This window comes from Micromonospora sp. NPDC005979 (assembly GCF_040614415.1).
Lineage (GTDB): Bacteria > Actinomycetota > Actinomycetes > Mycobacteriales > Micromonosporaceae > Micromonospora.
In genome coordinates this window covers 655,790-676,841 of sequence record NZ_JBEXUR010000001.1, presented here as the reverse complement: position 1 = coordinate 676,841, position 21,052 = coordinate 655,790, and the positions used below count along the sequence as shown (strand labels likewise).

The window sequence follows — 21,052 nt, the reverse complement described above, 5'->3', positions numbered from 1 at the left end:
GTCAGTTCGCCTCCCTGAGCCGGCGACGGAGATAGACGGCGAGCAGGGCGACGATGATCACGACCATGACGTTGCCGAGCGCCGCCGCGTAGCCGTAGTTGCCGTAGCGGAACGCCTCCTCGTACGCGAAGAGCATCGGCAGCATGGTCTTGCCGCCCGGTCCGCCGGCGGTCAGCACGTAGACCAGGCCGAACGAGTTGAAGTTCCAGATGAAGTCCAGCGAGGTGATCGCCACGATCACCGGGGCCAGGGCGGGCAGCGTGACGTGTCGGAAGCGGTGCCACGTGCTGGCCCCGTCCACCGCTGCCGCCTCGTGCAGCTCGCGGCCCACGCCCTGCAGGCCGGCGAGCAGGACCACGGTCGTCTGCGGCATGCCCGCCCACACCCCGACGATGATCACGGCGGGCAGGGCGGTGCTGAAGTCGCCCAGCCAGTTGGCGCGCAGTCCGTCCGCGCCGACCCGGTGAAAGAGCTCGTTGATGAGGCCGGCATCGGGGTGGTAGACGAGCTTCCACAGGATGCCGACGACGACCGGCGGCATCGCCCACGGCACGACGGCCAGCACCCGGGCCACGCCCCGGAACCGCAACTGCTGGTTGAGCAGCAACGCCAGCCCGAGGGCGAGCAGGAACTGCAACACGGTCACGCCGACCGCCCACAGCAGACCGATCTTGAAGGAGTTCCAGAACAGCTCGTCGCCGAGCAGCTCGCGGTAGTTGGCCAGGCCGGTGAAGCTGACCTCGACGTTGCGCCCGGCCCGGGCGTCGGTGAAGCCGAGGTAGATGCCGCGCAGCAGCGGGAACACCGACAGCACCAGGATCGGCAGCAGCGACGGCAGGAGCAGCAGGTAGATGGTGGTGCGGTCGGAGCGGAACCGGCTCGGCCGCCGGACCGGTCCGGCCCGCTCGACGTCCGGCCGCTCGGCCAGGGCGGTCATGCGGTCACCCCTTCGGTAAACGGGTGGGTGGTGGGCGGGTCGCCCGGCCGGGGAGCGGGCAGTGTCGCGGCGCTGGACGCGCGGATGCTGAGGCTGGGCGGCACCTGTTCGCGGCGCGGCGGCAGGGCCGCGTCGGCGATGCGCTGCAGGAGCAGTTCCGCGGCCCGGCGACCGCGCTCGGCGGATCCGAGCGAGACGCTGGAGAGCTGGGGGAACATCATCCGGGCCAACTCGGTGTCGTCCATGCCGACCAGCGCGACGTCCTGCGGTACCCGCCGTCCGGCGGCGAGCAGGGCGTGCAGCGCGCCGACCGCGATGAGGTCGTTGGCGCAGACCAGGGCATCGGGTTCGGCGCGGGCGAGCAGCCTTTCGGTGGCGTCCCGTCCGGCGGCGTACTGGAAGTCGCCGACCTCGATCAGCCGTTCGTCGAGCGGGATGTCGTGCCGGGCCAGCGCGGCCCGGAAACCGGCGTCACGGGCCGCGCCCGGGACGGTGTCGAGTGGACCGTTGACGAAGCCGATCCGCTGTCGGCCGGTGGCGACGAGGTGGTCCACCGCCAACGCCATGCCGTGCCGCGAGTCGGTGCGGACGTTGTCGACCGGCGCGTCCGCGCCGAGCTGGCCGACCACGACCACCGGCACCGGGCTGTCCACCAGCGCGGCCAGGTGGTCGTCGGTGACCCGGATCGGTGAGACGATCATCCCGTCGACGTAGCGGTTGGCGAGCCGCCGCAGCAGCGCGGTCTCGTTGTCGATCCGTCCGCCGGTGGCGTGCACCAGGAGCTGCCGGCCGGAGCCGGCGACGACGGCCTCGATGGCGCGCATCATCTCCACGTACACCGGGTTGCCGATGTCCTCGACGGCGAGCGCGACGAGGCCGGTGCGCTGCGACTGGAGCGACCGGGCGATCGCGTTGGGCACGTAGCCGACCTCCGCCGCCGCCTCGCGAACCTTGCGGATCGTCTCGGGGCTGCCGCCGACGCCGTTGAGCACCCGCGAGGCGGACGCGATGGAGACGCCGGCGCGGGCGGCGACGGTGTGCACCGTGGGACGGCCGTCCACCGGCTCCTGTAAACGTTTACGACCCACGTCCGGCACCTCCACCCGATAGCTGTAAACGTTTCCGGGGAGTCTGCTACCGGTGCGTCGGAGAGGTCAACCCCTCGTTACGAAAACGTTTCCAACCGCGTCCGATCTCGGTGATCAAGAGACTGGCGTCAGCACACCCGGCGTGCCGTGACGTGAACCTCTTGATCACCGCTGGAGCCCGGCGGGGTGGAGAGGAAGGTGGCGGGCCGGCCAGTGGGTGCGGAGGTGGCGGTCGTGGCTGGCCACCACGATGGCGCCAGGGCTGGAGCCCAGGGCGTCCTCCAACTCGTCGCAGAGCGTCGGCGAGAGGTGGTTCGTGGGCTCGTCCAGGAGCAGCAGCTCCGGCGGGTCGGCGACCAGCACCGCCAGGGCGAGCCGCCGGCGCTGTCCCACCGACAGGTCGGCGACCGGACGGTCGAGGTCGGCCGCCGCGAGCAGGCCGAGCGACGACAGCGGCACCGCCTCGGCGCGTCGTACCCCGACAGTCGTGTCGAAGATGTGCCGGGCCGTGCGCCGCGCGTCCGTGAATTCGCTGTCCTGCCCCAGTCGGCCGACCCGCAGGCCCGCTCGTCGCCACAGCATGCCGGAGCAGGTCAGGTGACCGGCGAGAACGGCGAGCAGGGTCGACTTGCCCGCGCCGTTGGGGCCGGTGACCAGTAGCCGATCGCGGGCCCTGAGCTCCAGGCGCGCCACCCGCACCCGGTCGGGAACCTCCAGCCCTTCCGCCCGGACGATCACTTCGGCGCCGTCACCGGTAGCGAGAGTGGACGGGTGAAAGCGCAACGGCTCGGGCGGCGCGGGGATCTGGTCCCGCTCGATCGTCTCCAGTCGACGGGTGGCGTCGCGCACGCGCCGGGAGATCTGGTTCTGTACCCGGCCGGCGGTGTGCCCGTACCCCATCTTCTCGCTGTCGCGCGGCGCTCGGCCGTGGGCGACCTGACGGCCGGTCATGGCGGCGGCCTCCCGCAGGTCGACCAGGAGCGCCTGCTCCTCGTCGTACCGCCGACGCCACCGCTGCGCCTCGGCGCGCTTCGCGGTCAGGTACGCGGTGTAGCCGCCGCCGTAGCGGACCGGCCCCTCGATCGCCGGGTCCAGGTCGATGACGTCGGTGCACACCGCGTCCAGGAAGGCGCGGTCGTGGCTGGCCACCACCACCACGCCGGGCATAAGGCGGAGCTGGTCCTCGCAGAACGCCGCCGCCGCGTCGTCGAGATGGTTGGTGGGCTCATCGAGCAGCAGCGCGCTCGGCCGGCGGATCAGCATGGCCGCGAGGGCGAGGCGGCCACGCTGGCCCCCGGAGAGGGCGTTCACCGTCCGGTCGTGGGGTATCCCGCCGAGGCCGAGCCCGTCGAGTACCGTCCAGGCCCGCCGGTCGGCGTCCCAGGCGTCACGGTCCTGCGCCCGTTCCAGCACCGCACCGTATGCGGCGAGCAGCCGGGCGTGCTCCTCGGCGCCCTGCGACGCGTCGGCGAGGGCGATGGCCAGCCGGTCCAGCTCGGCCAGGTCCGCGCGTGCCTCACGCAGCGCGTCGTCGAGGACGCCGGCGATGGTCACGGACGGGGTGAAGGGCATCTCCTGGTGCAGGAACCCGACGTCCGGCGGACGTGTGACGGTGCCGGAGTCGGGTTCGTCGACGCCGGCCAGCACCCGTAACAGGGTGGTCTTGCCGGTGCCGTTCTCGCCGATGAGGCCGATCCGGTGACCGGGCGCGGCGGTCAGGGAGACGCCGTCGAGCACGCGGCGGGCGTCGCGGACGCGTACGACGTCCTGGGCGACAAGGGCAGGTCGAGCAGACATGGGGACTCCGGAGGACGACGGTCCGGGCGCACGCGGGCGACCCGGCGGGAGCAGGGCATGACGACGGAGGCCGCGGCGACAGCGGCGCGATCACGCGCCGGTCGGCGGCCGGTCCGGGTGCTCACCCGGAGATGTCGTCGTCACCTGCCACGTCTGCTCCGATCTCCGGCAATTCGGCGGCAAGGATATCCGCCCTCCCGACCGGACAACCCTCGCCCGGTCCGACGCGCTCAGCTCACCAGCAGCCGGGCGACCGTCGCCGGATCCGCGAGGTGCGGGAAGTGACTGCCGGGCAGCACGGTGACCTCGACCTCCGGCAGGACTCCCGTCAGCCAGGCGAGGTAACGAGCCGGCGGCTCGGACGAGGTCACCCAGCGGTAGGGGACTCCCCGCTCCGCGATCGACCGCAGGTCGGCGGACCGCGCGGCGGCGATGCCCTCGTCGGAGCCGTACAGGATCTCGCCCCAGTAGCCCAGCAGCAGATCCGGCCGGGGGTCGGTCGCGGTGGTGACGATCGCACGCGCCTCGGCCGGCAACGACTCGATGCCCATACCGGCCAGCATGCGGTCCCACACCTGCCGCCACTGCGGGCCGCGCAGCGTCGGCTCGGCCTCGCGTACGGCGGCGCCGAACGGGCCGGGCAGCAGGATCTGGTCCAGGTTGACCACGCCCCGCACCGGATGACGCGCCGCGTAGGTCGTGGCGACCACCGCGCCCACCGAGTGCCCCACCACGATCGGCGTGCCGAGACCCGCCTCGGTCACCTGGGTGTGCACGACGTCGGCGACCTCGGACATCCGGTAGGAGTCCCGCCGGGGCGCGTCGCCGTGACCGGGCAGGTCGAGGGCGAGGATCTGCCGGTCGGGGTCGATCGCCGCCAGCTCGCGCCGCACCGGGTCCCACTGCCGCTTGTCGTAGGTCAGGCCGTGGATCAGGACCAGCGGCGGTCGGTTGTCGTCGTCGTTCACTGCCGTACCTCCTCCAGTTTTCGATCATCTCGGCGGCCTGCCCGCAGGCGTTCGATGGTCACGTCGAGCGCCGCCTCCAGGTGGTCGATCTTGCCGGTGGAGAGCATCAGCAGGACGCCGCCCTGGATGCCGGCCAGCAGGGCCGCGGCGGTGCGCTCGGCGTCCACGTCGGGAGCGATGTCACCGGTCGACTGCATGTGCCGGACCCCCTCGGTGATCTTGTCCTGCCAGCGCCACATGAGCCCGGTCACGATCGCCTGGGCACCCGGCGCGCGCCGGCCCGTCTGGCCGAGCAGGCCGTTGAGCGGGCACTTCACGCCCTGCGCGAGGTAGCGCTCGATGAGCCGGTCCCGCCACGCCTGCCAGGCCGGCCAGGAGGTCAGGTTGCTGAGCATCGGCTCCTGGTCGGTGAGCACCTGGTCGGCCTCGTGCTGGGCCACCGCGAGCAGCAACTCCTCCTTGCCGTCGGGAAAGTAGTGGAAGAGCTGGCCCTTGCTGGTGCCCGTGTGGGCCATGACATCTTCGAGGCGTACCTCGTCGACGCCGCGCTCACGGATCTCGGCGGCGGCACCGGCGACGATCCGCGCACGGGTCGCCTCGCCCTTGCGGGTCAACGCGCGAGTCATGGCCTCACCCTAGCGCGGGTTTTGGACTTGCAGGTCCATTTCTGGCGAGCCAAGGTCGTTGACGCGCGGCCCGCTCCGAGGCCCGCACAGCGACCAGGAGGACGCGACGATGAACCAGTACTACCTGCTCGGACGGTCCGGCCTGCGGGTGAGCCGACTCGCGCTGGGCACGATGAACTTCGGTGTCGACGGCTTCCACGCCGCGTACGGCAAGACCGAGGAGGAGTCCGAGCTGATCTTCCGGCAGTATCTCGAAGCCGGCGGGAACTTCGTCGACACGGCGGACTTCTACACCGCCGGGGAGAGCGAGAAGATCCTCGGCCGCCTGATCGACCGGGCCGGGATCCGGGAACGGCTCGTACTCGGCAGCAAGTTCACCTACACCGTCGACCCGAGCGACCCGAACGCCAGCGGCAACGGCCGCAAGCACATCATCCGGGCCGTCGAGGCATCGCTGCGCCGACTCGGCACCGACTACATCGACCTGTACCTGCTGCACACCTGGGACCGGATCACCCCGGCCGAGGAGGTCGTGCGGACCTTCGACGACCTGGTGCGCTCCGGCAAGATCCGGTACGCCGGGCTCTCCGACGTACCCGCCTGGTACGCGGCCCGCGCGCAGAGCTACGCCGAGGCGCACGCGCTGACCCCGATGATCAACCTGCAACTGCCGTACTCGCTGGTGGGCCGGCACATCGAGGCGGAGTACCCAGCGATGGCCCAGACCCTGGGCATGGGCATCACCGCGTTCAGCCCGATCGGCGGTGGCCTGCTCAGCGGCAAGTACCGCCGCACCGGCGCGGGGCTGACCGGGACCGGCCGGCTGACCACCCCCAACGCCGCGGGCCGCGAGATCAGCCCCGCCGACTGGAAGGTCATCGAGGCGCTGGAAGAGGTCGCCACCGACCTGGGCCGGCCGATGGCACAGGTAGCGATCAACTGGGTGGCCACCCAGCCGGCGGTCAGCTCGGTGATCATCGGGGCGAGCAGCGCCGAGCAGGTCGCCAGCAACTTCGGCGCGCTGGACTTCGAGATCCCGGCCGACGCCCGACGCCGCATCGACGAGGCCAGCGCCCCGAACCTGGGGCTGCCGTACGGCATGTTCACCCCGCAGTACCAGTCCTGGCTGGTGAGCCCGGGCCTGCACGTCGGAGACAAGCCGGCCGGCTACGCCCCGCCGGTCGTCAACGCGGCCTAGGTGTAGTGACCACGCGCGTTGGTGACGGCGTGCCGGCTCTCGACAAAGAGAGGCCTCCGGCGAGGTGTGCGGCGCTGACGCTCATACCTTGACCGGAGGGCCGTCCACTCAGGTGCGGTCGAGGCCGATCCCGCCGTCCCTGGCTGCCCGAAGTCGGTTCGTGCTGGGTACGAAGGCGACCGCGCCCAGCACGAGGGTCGTAGTTGCCAGAGCCACCATCGGTGGCAGTTGTAGCAGGATCGGGGTCAGTGCGAGGAGGACGGCGACCCCGAGCAGTGAGCCCAGCGACCAGATCCCGCTGGTGGCCTTGAACGCGATCCGGCCGCAGAGGATGAGCACCGCTCCGACGACGAGCAGGCCGGCACCCCAGCGACGTTCGGCGTTCGCGGTCGACAGCTCGATGGTGATCTCGTCCCCGACCGCGATGAAGACGATGCCGGCAACGAAGGAGAGGTGTATGTACGCCGCGCTGACGGCGATCTGAGCCCGTTGCTTCTCGAGGGAGTCGCTGAGGGCGCGGTGTTCCGGCAGGAAGTAGAGCCGCCATAGCGTCACCGCGTTGGCGAAGGCCAGCACGGCCGCGGCGCTCTGCGGCAGATCGAACGGGCCGTTGGCGTAGGTGGTGCCGCTGACCAGGATGAGTTCACCCAGCGCGACGATGCTGATCTGGCTGAAGCGTTCGGCCAGGTGTTCGCCGACGACCCGGAGTTGGTCGTTGGGGACTTGCCTGACCTTCGGCACGGGCCACCCCGCGTAGGCGACGGCGAAGTCGATGCTCAGCGCGACAATCCACAGCGCCAGGCGCGGGCCGGCCGGCAGGTACGCCCCGACAAGCCAGGGGACGGCGGACACTCCGAACCAGACTGCGATGACCAGGGTGCGCTGCTGGGCGGGGTGCCCGCGGAGTGCCGGCAGCAGGATCGCTGCCCGGCCGAGGTGGACGAGGACGTACGCGCCCGCGAAGAAGATGCCGTGTGCGCCGAATGCCAGCGTCACCGAGGCGGCCATCACCAGCCCGACGAGCATCACTCCCACCACGAGTCGCTGGATCAGCGCTTCGTTGGGGTTGAACCAGTCGGTGGACCAGGCCGTCGCCACCCATACCCACCACACGGCGCCGAGCAGGACCATCGTCTGTGCGACGCTGAGCCAGCTGAGGTCATGCAGCAGCCGGCCCGACAGACGCGTCAGCGCGAAGATGAACGTCAGGTCGAAGAAGAGTTCGAGGGCGGACGCCTGGCGCGATGCCTCCCGTTTGCGCAGGAGCCGGGCAGGACTGCTCTTTGCCATCGCTCGCCGCCTCGTCTGCTCGCCCGGCAGTCGTTTCTATCACGCACGGTGATCACATCGGGCAATAACTGCAATCGCGACGAAGGTGTCCCTGATGGCCGAATTAGGCCACGCGGATCAGGTCACCCTCGCTGAATGGGACCCGAAGAGCGCCAGTCCCGACGCGGCGACAGAATGACCGAACCGGGAGCTAGACGACGGGGAGTTCACCGCCGTCGACTACCAGGCTCACTCCGGTGACCCACTGAGCCCGGTCCGATACGAGATAGGCGACGGCCTCGGCGATGTCGCGCGGATCCCCGGGACGCCCCATCGGGATGCTCGCGGTGGTGGCGGCAAGGGCGACATTCATCGCGTCGGCGAAGTTCTGGCGGATCGCGTCGGCGCCCGGGGTGAGCACGTTGCCGGGGATGATCGTGGTGACGCGGATTCCGGCAGGCGCGAGCTCGGTGGCGAGCGCTTTGCCGTAGGTGTTGAGGGCGGCCTTGGCAGCACCGTAGTGAGCCAGCGGCGGAGCCGGAGTAAGGGCCGCTCCCGACGAGATGTTGACGATCGCGCCGCCCGCACCGGCCTCGCGCAGCGCCGGCAGGAGCGCGTTGTTGACCCGGACGGCGGACAGGTAGTTGAGGTAGAGGGCGTCGAGCCATTCCTCGTCGGGGATGGACGAGACACCCCCGAGGTGGGCGCGTGCCGCAGCCGCGTTGTTGACCACGATGTCGACGCCGCCGAGTTCGTCGAGCGCTGCCGCGGTGAATGCCTGCACGCCCGCGAGCGTGCCGATGTCGCCTTGGATGAAGGTGGCCGCTTTCGGCGTCTCGTCGGAGGCGTTACGCGCGGTGGTGACGACTGTCGCGCCGCCGTCGAGCAGCCGCTGCACGATGGCCGCGCCGATGCCGCGAGAGCCTCCCGTGACGACCGCGCGCTTACCGGCGAACTCACTGGAATCCGGTAAATTGAGATTTTTGTACATAAGGTGCAGGATAGCGACTTCCGCCCCACGCCGGGTGTTCAACGGAACCGGAGAGGGCGTCCTCGTCACCGAACGCGCCGCCGGGACCTCCCTTGCGCATCTCCGCCGCGCCCGCGCCGTCCGCCGCCACCCGCGCTGGCCGCCGGAAAATGCGGCACCGGTGCGACAACTCCCAGCCAGGGCTGTCGTTCCGCTTCCGCGAAGCGCCGCGACGACCGCCGCCACCGTCGTCACCCGGCGACGGTGGCGGTGTCGGCGGCCCCGGACGTCGGCGTCGGAGCGCCCTCGTACAGGTCGACGTAGAGCCGGAGCACATCGACGGCGTCGTCGCCGAGCGCGGCGAGGTCGAGGGTGTTGTGGCGGACGCCCAGCGACTCGGGTAGGGCGTACACCCGCAGGTCGATTCCGTTCGCCCGCGCGATCCGGCGGGGCACCCGCACCGCCGCGGCCGGGTCCACCACCGTGTCGAGCGGGCTGATCGCCACGGCCGCGCTCACGAGGCCGGTCCGGCGGCAACGACGCGGCAACGACCGCACGATCGTCAGGTACCGCGTGACCGCCACGAGCGAGTAGCCGCGAGCGGTGACCCGGTCGCGCAGGACGCGCCGCCCGTACAGCGTGATGAGGGGCCGGACCGCGAACGCCGGCGCCTGCCGGGGGCCGAAGAACGGCGACAGCACCAGCAGCCGCCGTACGACGTCCCCCCGGGTCTGGGCCAGCCAGGTGGCCAGCACCGCGCCACCGGAGATGCCGACGACACCCACCTCGTCCCCCAGGCCCGCCGCGACCGTCACGGCCTGCTGGGCGTACGCCGTCAGGTCGCCGGCCTCGACCCGGTGGTGGGCCCGCCGGTCGACGGTGCCGTGCTGCGGGGCCCGCGGTATCCACACGTTGTAGCCCCGGGCGAAGAACACCTCGGCCAGCGCGTCGTACTGCTCCGGCGCCATGGTGTAGCCGTGCAGCAGCAGGACGGCCCGTGCGGTACGCGTGCCGTGGCTCAGCAGACGGCTGCGCGACTCCGGCCGTACCTCCGGATCGGTCGCCTCCGCCGCCGTGATCCTCGCGGCGGCGGAGCTGGCGGCGGCGAAGTCGAGCGGCGGCGTCGGTGCCAGGCGCAGCTTGCGGCGGCCCAGCGGCCAGAGGTAGAGCCCGGCGACCGCCGCCGCGACCAGTGCGGCGGTCGCGCCGACGACGAGGGCGATGATCTCCGGCATGGGCTCCGATCCTGGCAGGAGCCGACGTCGACGCGTCTACGGGGGTGCGCCTCGGTGACCCGGGGCGCACCCCCGCCGCGACTACGCCGTTACGGCTGACGGGGCGGTGTCGAGCGGCGGAGCGCTGTCTGCCTCGCTCGGTGGCGCGAACAGCACCCGGGCGCGGAGCTGCCGGAATCCGGTCCGTTCCAACTCCGCGAGCACCGCCACGCGGTGGGCGTCCACGTCGGCGATCACCTCCCGCGCGCCACCGGCGGCGAGCACCCGGACCGCCTCGGCCAGCAGTTCCCCCCGCGCCGCGTCGTCGAGCAGGCCGAGGTACGCCAGGAGTGGATAGCAGGCGTCGCCGGCCGTGCCGACCAGGCCCACCGGCCGCCCGTTGGCCACGCCGACCCGCCAGTCGTCCGGCGACTCCCCCAGCCAGGCCACCGGATCGGTGGCCAGGTCGACGCCGGCGACGGCACTCGCGATCTCCCTGCCGGTCAGCACGTCGGGCTCGGCGACCCGGGCGACCAGGGCGTTGATCTCCGCCACGTCGACGGGTGGCCGGAAGGTGTAGCGGCCGGAGGTCGCCGGCAGTGGCGTGCCCGTCCACGAGCAGCGCAGCCGCTCACCCACCTCGACCAGGCCGACGAGTCGGGCCGCCTCCATCGGCGCGGTGACCACGGCCAGCACCTCGGGTCGACGCCGCCAGTGCGCGGGCAGGGCCGCGTAGTAGCTGCCGGGTCCTCCCAGCGCCTCGTGTGCGGCATGCAGCAGCGCGGCCCCCACCTCCGGCTCGGCGGCCAGGTCGAACCGCTCCAGCCAGGGGGCGCCGACGGCCCCGGGCGGGAGGAGCCAGGCGGCCCGGCCGACGACCCGGCCGCCGCGCAGGGCGATCCAGGTGGTCTCGGGTCGGTAGCCGCCGCCGGCGATGCCGTCGGCGTACGGGATCTGCCGCAGTTGGGGCAGCGGATCGGTCATGGAGTCGAACAGGTTTTCCTCGCCCGCGACGAGCGGACGGATGACCAGACTGGTCATGGCGGACCTCCGGAAAGCGAACGCCCCGGGTCAGATCCGCGCGGACGCCGGTGCGCGGAGGGGGCGCAGAACATCGGACATTGTTCTGACCTCCTCTCGGCTCGACGGCGTGCCGCCACCATACGGCAGGCGTCCTCGGCGTTCAACGCCCCAAGGTCACAGCGTCGGATTGGTCTGCGCGCCGCGCCGGTGGGCGTGCCCGTCGGCGACGGCGATCCCGGCCAGGATCAGCGCCGCCAAAGCGGTCACGGCGACCGGCGGGAGTAGGACGCTGGGCAGGGCCGCCACCGCCAGCACCGCAGCGCCGAAAAACAACATCTGGCAGCGCGGCGCGGACTGGTACCGGCGCTCCAGGAAGCTGCGGCCGATCAGGAACAGCACCGGACCACCGAAGATGATGACCACCAGCGCCCAGTCGATGGGCGGGTGCGAATCCTCGATGACCTGCCCGAAACCGACGGCGGTGCAGATGATGCCACCGACGATGAGCAGCAGGCTGTAGCTCGCCAGTCGAGAGAGCTGAAGACCCTCCCCGGCTGGGCTGCCGCTGGCCTGCTGGCCCGGCCCCACGTGGTAGAAGTAGATCCGCCAGAACGAGACCGTGGCGACGAACGCGGACACGAGGACGATGGTCCGCTCGGTCGAGAAACCCGGGAAGCTGACTGCCGCGCCGGCTTCGAGCACCACCTCGGCCAGCGCGATCATGAAGAACTGGTTGTACCGCTCCGCGAGGTGCACCTGGGAGACCCCGGCCAGTCGGGCGATCGGCGCCCGGCCGATGCGCGGCACGGGCCAATTGAGGGCCGCACCGACCAGCTCGATGCCGAGCGCGAGCGTCCAGAAGACACCGCGACCGAGTCCTCCGTCGACGCCGCCGCTGATCCAGAGCACGCCGGTGACCGTGTGCCAGGTCAGCACCCGGTACGAGAACAGCTGCGCCGGATGACCCCGTAGGGCGAACACCAGGTACAGCGACCTGCCGAGCTGGATGGCGACGTACGTGCAGGCGAAGATCATGCCGCGCTGGCCGAACGCCTGCGGCAGCGAGACCGCCAGCACGAGCGTCCCGAACATGGTGGCCAGGAGGACGACCTGGAGGTCCACCCGGCGCGGGTCGTAGGTGCTGGCCAGCAGCGCGTTCAGCGACCAGATCATCCACATCGCCGTGAAGAACAGCAGCGTCTGCCCCGCCTCGGACAGCAGGGTGTGCCGGACGATGGTCAGGTCGTCCGCGACCCGCCCGGCGAGACGGGCGAGCGCGAAGACGTAGACGATGTCGAACAGCAGCTCCAGGACGGTCGCCGAACGCGGGCTCGTGCTGTCGGCCAGCCCGCGCATCCAGGTGCGCGTCAGCATGGCCGCACCCCCTCGTACCGGTTTAGAGAACTTTATCCCGGTACGCCCGCTCGTCAGGCCGGATCGCCCGCAGCGGGCCCGACGTGGGCGCGCCACGAGTGCCGAGGCTCGTAGCCGAGGACCCGCCGGGCCTTGTCGATGCTGAGCAGGGTCTCGTGCTCGCCCAGCTCCTTACGGACCTCGACGCCCGGGTAGACCTCGGCCAGCAGGCTGGCGCTGGATCGGGTCATGACGGTGTCGGCGTTGGCGATGATGAAGACGTCCGCCCCCGGCCGGTCGTACGCGAGGGCCCGTTCCACCGCCTGGGCGCCGTCGCGGGAGTCGATGTAGCCCCACAGGTTCCACCGCCGCGCCCGCGGGTCGGCGTCGAACGACGGGAACGGCGCGTAGTCCTCGACGTCCATCACGTTGGAGAAGCGCAGACCCACCATGACCAGCTCCGGGTCCCACCGGCAGAAGTGCCGCGCCATCTCCTCCTCGAGGGCCTTGTTCAGCGAGTACGTCGACTCCGGCCGAGGCGCGTACTCCTCGTCGACCGGCGCGTACGGCGGTGGGGTGTCGAACGGCAGCCCGAGCACCGTCTCGCTGGACGCCCACACCACCCGCCTGATGCCGGCCGCCCGGGCGGCGGCGAAGACGTTGTACGTCGCGGCGGAGTTGTTCGCGAACGTGACCGCGTTCGACATCAGCCCGGGCGCCGGGACGGCGGCCAGGTGCACGACCGCCTCGATGCCACCGGCATGCTCGTCCGCGCCCCCGGTGAACGCCTCGACGACCTGCCCGTAGTCGGTCAGGTCGACGAGGAGGAACTCGCCGTCGACGTCACGGGGGTCGCGCCCGCCCGCACGGTCCACCGCGAGCACGTCGACGCCGACGCCGCGCAGGTGGGCGACCACGGCGCGGCCGAGCTTGCCGGTGGCGCCGGTGACGACGACACGTGCGGGGAGTACGGGATCGCTCATGGACCCATCCTCGCCGGCCCGGTCCGGTGGCCCGCACGCGGGTGCCTGCCGACGGGACACCCGCCGCATCGATCAGGAATCGAGAAGTCACCGCTGGCGGCCCTCCCTAGCATGACCAGCATGGACATCACCATTCACACGACCGTTCTCCCGCACGTCGACCCGGACGCCTCGGTGGCCTTCTACCGCGACGCCCTCGGCTTCGAGGTTCGCAGCGACGTCGGAAAGGGCACGATGCGGTGGATCACCGTCGGCCCCGTCGGGCAGCCCGGCACGTCCATCCTGTTGGCGCCCCCGGCCGCCGATCCGGGGATCACCGAGGACGAGCGGCGCACCATCGCGGAGATGATGGCCAAGGGCACGTACGGGTGGATCCTGCTGGCGACCCGGGACCTGGACGGCACCTTCGAGAAGGTCCAGTCCGGTGACGTGGAGGTCGTCCAGGAGCCGACGGAGCAGCCGTACGGCGTGCGGGACTGCGCGTTCCGCGATCCCGCCGGCAACATGGTCCGCATCCAGGAACTGCGCTGAGCCCTCGCGTCCCCCGGCGCGCCGAACTGATCGGCATGTCGCCCGACCACCGCCGGTCGGTGCGTACGGTGCAGGGGTAACTGTTCCACGCGAGGAGGAGACAGATGTCCAAGCCACCGCTTCCCGAGGCCGCGGTCGAGATGCTCAAGAAGCCGAACCCGGCTGTCATGACCACGCTTCGCAATGGTGGTCAGCCGGTGTCCGCCGCGACCTGGTACCTGTGGGAGGACGGCCGGATCCTGGTCAACATGGACGAGAGCCGCCGCCGCCTGGAGCACGTCCGCAACGATCCCCGGGTCTCCCTCACCGTGCTGGACGAGGCCGGGTGGTACACCCACGTGAGCATCGTCGGGCACGTCGCCGAGCTGCGCGTGGACGAGGATCTGGCCGACATCGACCGGCTGTCGCGGCACTACACGGGCAATGCCTACCCGCGTCGGGAACGTGGCCGGGTCAGCGCCCTGATCGAGATCGACCGCTGGCACGGCTGGGGGTCGATGAAGGACAACAACCAGGTCGGTTGACCGACTCGAGGCGGCGGTGGCGGACGGACGGCTCTTGACCGCAGAGCGTGATCGGCTTAACTTCATCAATCAGATAAGTGTCTTTACTAATTCTGTTTGATCCCTCGTGGGAGTGCCGATGCGTCCATTGCGCCACCGCCGCCTCACCGCCGTCGCCGCCCTGGCGACCCTGTTGATCACCGCCGCCCCGCCGGCCGGCGCGAACGCCAGCGCCAAGCCCGACCGCCAGCCCGGCTACCACCGGGTCGGCTACTTCACCCAGTGGGGCATCTACGGTCGGGCGTTCCCGGTCAAGAAGCTCGACACGTCCGGGGCGGCGAGCCGCCTCACCCACGTCAACTACGCGTTCGGCAACATCAGCGAGGACGGTCGTTGCTATGTGGACGGCGGGCCGGGCGAGGGCGACGCCTGGGCCGACTACCAGCGACCGGTGCCCGCCGACGAGAGCGTCGACGGCGTCGCCGACGCCCCCGGCCAGGCGCTCAACGGCAACTTCCACCAGCTCGCCAAGCTGAAGGCCAAGCACCCCCAACTCAAGGTGCTGATCTCGCTGGGCGGGTGGAGCTGGTCGACGTACTTCTCCAACGCCGCCCGCACGGACGCCTCCCGCAAGGCATTCGTCGCCTCCTGCATCGACCTGTACCTCAAGGGCAACCTCCCGGGCGCGCCAGGCGCCGGGGCGGGTGTCTTCGACGGCGTCGACCTCGACTGGGAGTGGCCCAACTGGGACGGTGAGCCCGGCAACGTCATCCGCCCCGAGGACCGGGAGAACTTCACCAAGCTGCTCGCCGAGTTCCGCCGGCAGCTCGACGCGTACGGTCGCACCACCCGCTCGCACCACCCGCTGACGGCCTTCCTGCCGGCCAACCCGGCCGCGATGGACGCCGGCTACGAGGGCCGCAAGATCTTCACGTACCTGGACTTCGCCACCGTGCAGGGGTACGACTTCCACGGCGGCTGGGACGCGCGGGCCAACCAGCAGTCCGCGCTGCGCGTGCCGGCGGGCTCGCCCGACAACCCGGACTTCTCCGTCGAGGTGGCCGTCGACGGCTGGATCGCCCGGGGCGCGCCACGGCACAAGCTGGTTCTGGGCATCCCCTACTACGGTCGCGGCTGGACCGGCGTCACCGGCGGCGGCAACGGGCTCTTCCAGCCGGCCACCGGGCCCGCGCCGGCGACCTTCGAGGCCGGGTACGAGGACTACAAGAACCTCAAGACCCTGCCCGGCAAGGGCTACGCCGTGCACCGCGACCTGCGCGCCGGGCACGCCTGGCTGTTCGACGGTACGACCCTCTGGACGTACGACGACCCGGCCGTCGTGTTGCAGAAGACGCTCTACATCCGGCGGACCGGTCTGGGTGGGGCGATGATCTGGTCGCTCGACGGCGACGACGACAATGCCACCCTCACCAAGACGATCGGCCTCGGCCTGACCACCTGGTAGATGCCCGCCGCGCGGCTCCCTTGATCACTTGATGACCAGCAGTTGCCAGTACCGGTCCCCGAACTGCTCCTCATCAAGTGATCAGGGGAGTCGCCCCTACTCCGGGGCCACCGCGCGCACCGCGGCCTCGATGAGCGCCGTCACCTGGTCCATGTCGCGCGCCCGGCGGACGTCCAACTCGGCCGACGATCCGCCGGGTAGAACGAGTTGCACCGTCACGTCCTCGCGGCGGTGCGTGAGCCACCCGGCGACCGCCTGGACGAGCACCATGGCTACGCCCGCGTCCTCGACCGCCACCCGCAGCACGTCCGCGCCGCCCTCGGGCGCACCCTCCGGTGGTGTCGGGGCCACCCCTGCGCGCAGCCGGTCGTCGGCGCGCAGCCAGGACGCCAGCGAGCGCTGGACATCGGCAGACGGAAGATTTGGACGAACCGCGATGGTGATCGCCTCCGGCACGTTCCGCTCCCTTTAGGACGACGCTGAGTCACACCACCATCCTGCCAGCCGGTCCCCGACCCGGCATCCCACGCACTCACCGAAGTCGATCAGGCCTTGACCGTCGTGGCGGCCGATTCATAGGCTCCGGCCACTGCGAGGCTTTCCCCCAAGAAGGGAACCCGAGACATGGCCCCATCGTCGCGTCCGTTCTGGACGGTCCCTCCGAGGCGGTTGGCGGGCGCCGCCGCGATCACGCTCCTGCTCGGCACGACTCCCCTGCTCGGCGGCACCGCACCGGCGAGCGCCGCCCCACCGTCGACGTGCAGCAGCGACCCGACCGCCCGGCTTGGCACCGTCCCGACCCCGGAGGCGACGCTCGGCTTCCCCCTCGGTGTCGGTCAGGAGCGGGTCGTCACCAACGACGAGGTGCGCACGTACCTCGGGGCCGTCGACCGCGCCTCCGAGCGGGTCGTCACCGGAGTGCTGGCGTCCAGCGTCCTCGGGCAACCCCTGCCGTACGCGGTGGTGTCCAACGAGCGGCACGTGCGGCCGTCCGCGCTGCGCAGGATCGCCGACGACGTACGCGACCTGCGTGATCCCCGCCGGACGAGCGCGCGGACGGCCGCCCGTACGGCGAAGGACAGCCCGGCCATCGTCTGGATCACCGCGAACGTGCACGGCGGCGAGAAGAGCGGCACCGACGCGGCCCTCAAGACCCTGTACGAGCTGGCCGCCGGCCTGTCCTGCGAGGTCGCCCGGCGCAACGACAACCTGGTCACCGTCATCGTGCCGACGCAGAACCCGGACGGCCGCGACGCGACCCGGCGGCAGAACGAGTTCGGCTTCGACCTGAACCGGGACTGGTTCTCCCGCACCCAGCAGGAGACCGACGGCAAGCTCGAACTGCTGCGCCGCTATCCGCCGCAGGTGTACGTGGACGCGCACGAGATGGGCGGCCGGCAGTACTTCTTCCCGCCCAACGCCGACCCGATCCACCACGAGATCGCCGGTGAGTCCGTGGACTGGATCAACCGGATCGGCGAGGCCAACAAGGCCGGCTTCGGTTACAACGGCGCCTGCGACGACACCGTCACCACCGAGTGCTACTTCAACTACGACACGTACGACATGTTCTTCATGGGCTACGGCGACACCGTGCCGACCACCGGTTTCGGGGCGGCCGGCATGACGTACGAGAAGGGCAGCGCGTCGGCCGTCGCCGACCGGGTGCAGCAGCAGTTCCACACCCAGTGGTCGACGCTCGGCTGGGCCGCCGCCAACAAGCGCGAGGTGCTGGACGGCTACTTCGACATCTGGACCGACGCGCTCGCCCAGGGCCGGGCCGGCACCCTCGAACCGAACGAGGTGGTGCAGCCCACCAACGAGGTCCAGTTCCCGGTGCCGGCCGTCACGATCCGCTCGTACTTCCTGCTGCCCGACCGGCAGCTCGCCGACGTCCGCCGGCTCGTCGAGCGACTGCGCCGCATGGACGTCGAGGTGTACGAGGTGCAGAAGCCCACCCGCGTGCCCACCGCCCGCGTCTTCGGCGGCCGCAGCGCCACGAACGTCACGGTGCCCAAGGGTGCGTACTGGATCCCGATGGACCAGCCGCAGAAGCACTGGATCCAGGCGATCATGGGCGAGGACCCGTACGTGCCGTTCCCGTACTTCTACGACGTGTCGTCCTGGAGCAACCCGCTGCTGATGGGTGTCTCCACCATCTACACGGGCGACGCCGTGCGCCCGCAGGCCCGGTTGGTCAAGGGCATCACCGGCGGCCGGAGCGGGCTGGCGTGGCCGTGGGGCTCCTACACGTACCCGCTGGACTCCGCCGCCGCCGCCGAACTCACCTTCACCCTGCTCGGCCGAGGCGTGCCGCTCGTGCGTGACGTCGACACCGGCCGCGTCGCGATCCCGGCGGGCAGCCTGAGCCGTACGGTCGACGACCTGGCGAGGGCCGCCGGGGTCACCCTCGCGCCGGGCGGGCGACCCACCGGCACTCCACTCGCCCGGCCCGACGTCGGACTGTTCCAGGGCACCGGCATCTCCACCACGTCCGGCTCGCACGGCGAGGCCCGCTACGTGCTCGGCAAGCGGTGGGGACTCGATCTGAAGCCGGTCACCACCGCCGACATCAACGACAACACCGAGGCGTTCACCGGCCGTACCGTGCTGCTGGTCCCCGACGGCAGCAGCCCCACCGGTGGCCTGACCGCCGCCGGGCAGGCCAACCTGCGCGACTGGATCGCCCAGGGCCACACCTACGTCGGGCTGCGCAACGAGGGCACCCGGCTGGCCCGCGCCGCCGGCCTCACCTCCAGCACCGAGAAGACCAAACCGGCCGACTACCTGGTGATCGGCTCACACCTGCGGGTCGACGTCGACACCGACAACCCGGTCGCCCTGGGCCGCCCCGCCGAGGACTTCGAGTTCAACAACAGCGACCCGATCCTCACCCCGAGCAGCACCGGGACGAACGTGCTCAGCTACCCGAGCGGAGACACGTTCTGGGCCAACGGCTACACCGTCGGCGCGGACACCCTCCGGGGCACGGCCGCCGTCGTCGACGAACCCACCGGCGCCGGTCGGGCGGTGCTGTTCGCGTTCAACCCGCTCTTTCGGGCGTACAACGAGAACGGTCTGCACCTGGTGGCCAACGCGCTGCTCTACCCGCCGGGCGCGCCGGACGCCCGACGCACACCGGGCGTCGACGCGGCGCGCGCCAGCGCCGCCGCCGCGCCGGTCGCGACGGACCTGGGCGGCGGCTGGCGGCCCATCACCATCGAGGTCGCGGCGGCCGACCTGCCCCGCGCGCGGGCCGTCGTCGAACGCTTCACCTCCGACGCGCGCACGGCCGCGAAGGACACCTCGGCGTACGTCGTGATCCCCAACCCGCAGGGCCTCCAGGCCGACGAACACCCCTTCACGAACGATCTGGTACGCGCGCTGCGCGCCGCCGGAGTGCCGTTGCGGTCGGTGGTCGCCTGACCGCTCCCCCGCACAGCGAAAGCGCCCGTCCCCGGTTCTCGGGGGCGGGCGCTTGTCGCTTGGGTCGCGCTGGCTACGAACGGCGCGCGAGATCGGCGACGAACGCCCGCCACGACGCTGGCCCGAAGACGAGCGCCGGCCCGTCGGGGTCCTTGGAGTCCCGCACGCCGACGATGCCCGGCAGATTGTCCGCAACCTCGACGCAGTCGCCCCCGCTGGAGCCACTGCGGGTGGACTTGCGCCACTCGGCGTCGATCAGGTCCATGACGTCACCACTTCCTTCATCAGGTCGGTTGACTGCCGTCGAGGTAGGGCCTCGTTCCGTATGGTCTCCCACTTCGACAGAAGCGTAGCCACGTCATCGTCGCCACTGATGACCAGCCCGCCAAGCTGGTTCTCCAACTGGCCGACCCACTTACCGTCCGCAGCCCGCGCCAGAATGAACGGACCAGTCAGCCCTGCGTGCATGCTGACGTCATTCGGCACGATGTGGACGCTGACGTTCGGCCGCTCTGCCATAACCGTCAAGTGGGTGATCTGCCCTGCCATGATTGCCCGAAAATCCTCGCCCGCACGCCGCAGCACCTCCTCCCCGATGACCGCCACGAATTGCGGTGCCTTCGGCTGAGTGAGGATCGATTGCCGGTCCAGGCGAGCGGCAAGCCGCTTATCGACCTCCTCCTCACTTAGCGTGTCGTCGCAACGAATGACCGCTCGGGCGTACTGCTCGGTCTGAAGTAGGCCCGGCACCAGGGACGGCTGCCACGACCGGAGTTGAGTCGCGACGCGTTCGGCGTCCAGCCACGGCAGGAACCAGGACGGCGCGCCGAGCTTCGCGACCATGCGCTCGAACAGGCCGTTGTTCTTGAGGGCGCGGTCGGCGCCCTTGATGAAGTCCATCGTCAGCGCCCGCGTCTCGCTCTCCACGGCGCTGACGTGCGATGCGCTGAACCCGGCACCCCGACCGAACGATTCCTGCGTCATCCCGGCAGCCCCTCGGGCGCGACGGATCTCTCCCACGATGAACGCGGCGAGCGAGTGCGGCAGATCGGCCATTCAGTGCTCTCCAAACCGGAAGATCGACTACTCACGCCACTGCCCGGCGTGGAACGTTTCGCCAGCTCAGCCCGAACCAGCGAAGCACCTTCCGAGCGTAGTGGCCTCCACAGCAGAGTGTCACCAACGGCGCGGCCGGTGGAGGACCCGAGACCCGGCGGACGCGTTCGCATCGGGGCCGCCCTCTGGGCCAGCGCTCACGGGGCGGCCCCTCCCCACGCCTGCCAGGGAGATCATCATGCCCATCGACCAGACACCGCAGGTACGCTCCGGCGACCTGCTGCACCTGACCCGTGCCGCGAGCCCGCAGTTCGCCCGCCCCATCACCGTCCGGGTGATCCGCGCCCTCACCGACCGGCACACGTACCACGGCTGGTTGTGGATCGACGCCTACCAGCTCGGCCCGAACGGCGACGCGGTCGCCCGCCGCGAGCTGTACCTGATGCCCGCCGGTGCGCGCTGGCTCACCTCCCCACCAGCCGCACCTCCCCGCTCCGCCGCGCCACGCCGACTCACCGCACCTTCCAGCTCCGCCACCCCGCGCCGACCCACCGCACCTTCCAGCTCCGCCACCCCGCGCCGACCCACCGCACCTTCCAGCTCCGCCACCCCGCGCCGACCCACCGCACCTTCCAGCTCCGCCAC

Annotated in this window: 19 protein-coding genes and 1 pseudogene; 6 read left to right on the top strand and 14 right to left on the bottom strand. The window is 71.0% G+C overall.

The features are described from left to right. Window position 1: 1 nt before the first annotated feature. From ABZ272_RS02750 to ABZ272_RS02730, 5 genes are all read right to left on the bottom strand, one after another. Window positions 2-937, bottom strand: a complete 936-nt coding sequence (locus ABZ272_RS02750) for a sugar ABC transporter permease (RefSeq protein WP_355048156.1) — start codon at window positions 935-937, stop codon at window positions 2-4. Continuing rightward, window positions 934-2,025 (bottom strand): LacI family DNA-binding transcriptional regulator, encoded by a 1,092-nt coding sequence (locus tag ABZ272_RS02745; RefSeq protein WP_355048155.1) that lies wholly within the window; start codon window positions 2,023-2,025, stop codon window positions 934-936. Before ABZ272_RS02745 ends, ABZ272_RS02750 begins: the two co-directional genes overlap by 4 nt. A 165-nt stretch (window positions 2,026-2,190) precedes the next feature. Next, window positions 2,191-3,822 (bottom strand): ABC-F family ATP-binding cassette domain-containing protein, encoded by a 1,632-nt coding sequence (locus ABZ272_RS02740; protein ID WP_355048154.1) that lies wholly within the window; start codon window positions 3,820-3,822, stop codon window positions 2,191-2,193. 230 nt (window positions 3,823-4,052) lie between these two features. Beyond that, window positions 4,053-4,790: an alpha/beta hydrolase gene (locus ABZ272_RS02735; RefSeq protein ID WP_355048153.1), complete on the bottom strand. Its 738-nt coding sequence runs from the start codon at window positions 4,788-4,790 to the stop codon at window positions 4,053-4,055. Further along, complete coding sequence (locus ABZ272_RS02730) at window positions 4,787-5,416, bottom strand: TetR/AcrR family transcriptional regulator (protein WP_355048152.1); 630 nt, start codon at window positions 5,414-5,416, stop codon at window positions 4,787-4,789. The genes ABZ272_RS02735 and ABZ272_RS02730 overlap by 4 nt, the downstream gene beginning before the upstream one ends. A 109-nt stretch (window positions 5,417-5,525) precedes the next feature. On the opposite strand from ABZ272_RS02730, the gene ABZ272_RS02725 reads away from it, so the two are divergent. Then, on the top strand, window positions 5,526-6,614 hold the full coding sequence (locus ABZ272_RS02725) for an aldo/keto reductase (RefSeq protein WP_355048151.1): 1,089 nt from the start codon (window positions 5,526-5,528) through the stop codon (window positions 6,612-6,614). A 108-nt stretch (window positions 6,615-6,722) separates the two neighbouring features. Here the strand turns inward: ABZ272_RS02725 and ABZ272_RS02720 are convergent, their stop codons facing one another. The 6 genes from ABZ272_RS02720 to ABZ272_RS02695 form a co-directional block, all read right to left on the bottom strand. After that, on the bottom strand, window positions 6,723-7,904 hold the full coding sequence (locus ABZ272_RS02720) for a low temperature requirement protein A (RefSeq protein WP_355048150.1): 1,182 nt from the start codon (window positions 7,902-7,904) through the stop codon (window positions 6,723-6,725). Window positions 7,905-8,094: 190 nt separating this feature from the next. After that, window positions 8,095-8,874: an SDR family oxidoreductase gene (locus ABZ272_RS02715; protein WP_355048149.1), complete on the bottom strand. Its 780-nt coding sequence runs from the start codon at window positions 8,872-8,874 to the stop codon at window positions 8,095-8,097. 230 nt (window positions 8,875-9,104) lie between these two features. Beyond that, on the bottom strand, window positions 9,105-10,088 hold the full coding sequence (locus ABZ272_RS02710) for an alpha/beta fold hydrolase (RefSeq protein ID WP_355048148.1): 984 nt from the start codon (window positions 10,086-10,088) through the stop codon (window positions 9,105-9,107). 81 nt (window positions 10,089-10,169) lie between these two features. Continuing rightward, window positions 10,170-11,108 (bottom strand): acetyltransferase, encoded by a 939-nt coding sequence (locus ABZ272_RS02705; protein ID WP_355048147.1) that lies wholly within the window; start codon window positions 11,106-11,108, stop codon window positions 10,170-10,172. A 156-nt stretch (window positions 11,109-11,264) separates the two neighbouring features. Continuing rightward, window positions 11,265-12,464 carry a low temperature requirement protein A gene (locus ABZ272_RS02700; protein ID WP_355048146.1) on the bottom strand — a complete coding sequence of 400 codons (1,200 nt, stop codon included), beginning with the start codon at window positions 12,462-12,464 and terminating at the stop codon, window positions 11,265-11,267. Between the two features lie 53 nt (window positions 12,465-12,517). Then, the gene (locus tag ABZ272_RS02695) at window positions 12,518-13,426 is read right to left on the bottom strand and encodes an NAD(P)-dependent oxidoreductase (protein WP_355048145.1); all 909 of its coding nucleotides are present in this window, start codon (window positions 13,424-13,426) and stop codon (window positions 12,518-12,520) included. Window positions 13,427-13,546: 120 nt separating this feature from the next. Between ABZ272_RS02695 and ABZ272_RS02690 the strand changes: the two genes are divergently transcribed. The 3 genes from ABZ272_RS02690 (at window position 13,547) to ABZ272_RS02680 (ending at window position 15,925) form a co-directional block, all read left to right on the top strand. Beyond that, complete coding sequence (locus tag ABZ272_RS02690) at window positions 13,547-13,957, top strand: VOC family protein (protein ID WP_355048144.1); 411 nt, start codon at window positions 13,547-13,549, stop codon at window positions 13,955-13,957. Window positions 13,958-14,061: 104 nt separating this feature from the next. Next, entirely contained in the window at window positions 14,062-14,481 is a 420-nt protein-coding gene (locus tag ABZ272_RS02685; RefSeq protein ID WP_355048143.1) for a PPOX class F420-dependent oxidoreductase, read from the top strand. Window positions 14,482-14,599: 118 nt separating this feature from the next. Then, window positions 14,600-15,925, top strand: a complete 1,326-nt coding sequence (locus tag ABZ272_RS02680; RefSeq protein WP_355048142.1) for a glycoside hydrolase family 18 protein — start codon at window positions 14,600-14,602, stop codon at window positions 15,923-15,925. A 96-nt stretch (window positions 15,926-16,021) separates the two neighbouring features. On the opposite strand, the gene ABZ272_RS02675 is transcribed toward ABZ272_RS02680, so the two are convergent. Continuing rightward, the gene (locus ABZ272_RS02675; protein ID WP_355048141.1) at window positions 16,022-16,381 is read right to left on the bottom strand and encodes a hypothetical protein; all 360 of its coding nucleotides are present in this window, start codon (window positions 16,379-16,381) and stop codon (window positions 16,022-16,024) included. A 168-nt stretch (window positions 16,382-16,549) separates the two neighbouring features. Between ABZ272_RS02675 and ABZ272_RS02670 the strand changes: the two genes are divergently transcribed. Next, window positions 16,550-19,351 (top strand): M14 family zinc carboxypeptidase, encoded by a 2,802-nt coding sequence (locus ABZ272_RS02670; protein WP_355048140.1) that lies wholly within the window; start codon window positions 16,550-16,552, stop codon window positions 19,349-19,351. Between the two features lie 73 nt (window positions 19,352-19,424). Here the strand turns inward: ABZ272_RS02670 and ABZ272_RS02665 are convergent, their stop codons facing one another. Then, the gene (locus ABZ272_RS02665) at window positions 19,425-19,616 is read right to left on the bottom strand and encodes a DUF397 domain-containing protein (protein ID WP_355048139.1); all 192 of its coding nucleotides are present in this window, start codon (window positions 19,614-19,616) and stop codon (window positions 19,425-19,427) included. After that, on the bottom strand, window positions 19,607-20,407 hold the full coding sequence (locus ABZ272_RS02660; RefSeq protein ID WP_355048138.1) for a helix-turn-helix transcriptional regulator: 801 nt from the start codon (window positions 20,405-20,407) through the stop codon (window positions 19,607-19,609). The genes ABZ272_RS02665 and ABZ272_RS02660 overlap by 10 nt, the downstream gene beginning before the upstream one ends. 238 nt (window positions 20,408-20,645) lie before the next feature. On the opposite strand from ABZ272_RS02660, the pseudogene ABZ272_RS02655 reads away from it, so the two are divergent. Further along, window positions 20,646-20,849, top strand: a pseudogene (locus ABZ272_RS02655) (hypothetical protein); the annotation flags it as partial. Window positions 20,850-21,052 lie beyond the last annotated feature (203 nt).

Bases quoted from the DNA above. Each gene is read 5' to 3' on its own strand.
- ABZ272_RS02685 (WP_355048143.1), top strand. From the start codon at position 14,062: ATGTCCAAGCCACCGCTTCCCGAGGCCGCGGTCGAGATGCTCAAGAAG.
- ABZ272_RS02720 (WP_355048150.1), bottom strand. From the start codon at position 7,904: ATGGCAAAGAGCAGTCCTGCCCGGCTCCTGCGCAAACGGGAGGCATCG.
- ABZ272_RS02750 (WP_355048156.1), bottom strand. From the start codon at position 937: ATGACCGCCCTGGCCGAGCGGCCGGACGTCGAGCGGGCCGGACCGGTC.
- ABZ272_RS02665 (WP_355048139.1), bottom strand. From the start codon at position 19,616: ATGGACCTGATCGACGCCGAGTGGCGCAAGTCCACCCGCAGTGGCTCC.
- ABZ272_RS02680 (WP_355048142.1), top strand. From the start codon at position 14,600: ATGCGTCCATTGCGCCACCGCCGCCTCACCGCCGTCGCCGCCCTGGCG.
- ABZ272_RS02710 (WP_355048148.1), bottom strand. From the start codon at position 10,088: ATGCCGGAGATCATCGCCCTCGTCGTCGGCGCGACCGCCGCACTGGTC.
- ABZ272_RS02700 (WP_355048146.1), bottom strand. From the start codon at position 12,464: ATGCTGACGCGCACCTGGATGCGCGGGCTGGCCGACAGCACGAGCCCG.
- ABZ272_RS02690 (WP_355048144.1), top strand. From the start codon at position 13,547: ATGGACATCACCATTCACACGACCGTTCTCCCGCACGTCGACCCGGAC.
- ABZ272_RS02725 (WP_355048151.1), top strand. From the start codon at position 5,526: ATGAACCAGTACTACCTGCTCGGACGGTCCGGCCTGCGGGTGAGCCGA.
- ABZ272_RS02730 (WP_355048152.1), bottom strand. From the start codon at position 5,416: ATGACTCGCGCGTTGACCCGCAAGGGCGAGGCGACCCGTGCGCGGATC.
- ABZ272_RS02705 (WP_355048147.1), bottom strand. From the start codon at position 11,108: ATGACCAGTCTGGTCATCCGTCCGCTCGTCGCGGGCGAGGAAAACCTG.
- ABZ272_RS02740 (WP_355048154.1), bottom strand. From the start codon at position 3,822: ATGTCTGCTCGACCTGCCCTTGTCGCCCAGGACGTCGTACGCGTCCGC.
- ABZ272_RS02660 (WP_355048138.1), bottom strand. From the start codon at position 20,407: ATGGCCGATCTGCCGCACTCGCTCGCCGCGTTCATCGTGGGAGAGATC.
- ABZ272_RS02695 (WP_355048145.1), bottom strand. From the start codon at position 13,426: ATGAGCGATCCCGTACTCCCCGCACGTGTCGTCGTCACCGGCGCCACC.
- ABZ272_RS02670 (WP_355048140.1), top strand. From the start codon at position 16,550: ATGGCCCCATCGTCGCGTCCGTTCTGGACGGTCCCTCCGAGGCGGTTG.
- ABZ272_RS02715 (WP_355048149.1), bottom strand. From the start codon at position 8,874: ATGTACAAAAATCTCAATTTACCGGATTCCAGTGAGTTCGCCGGTAAG.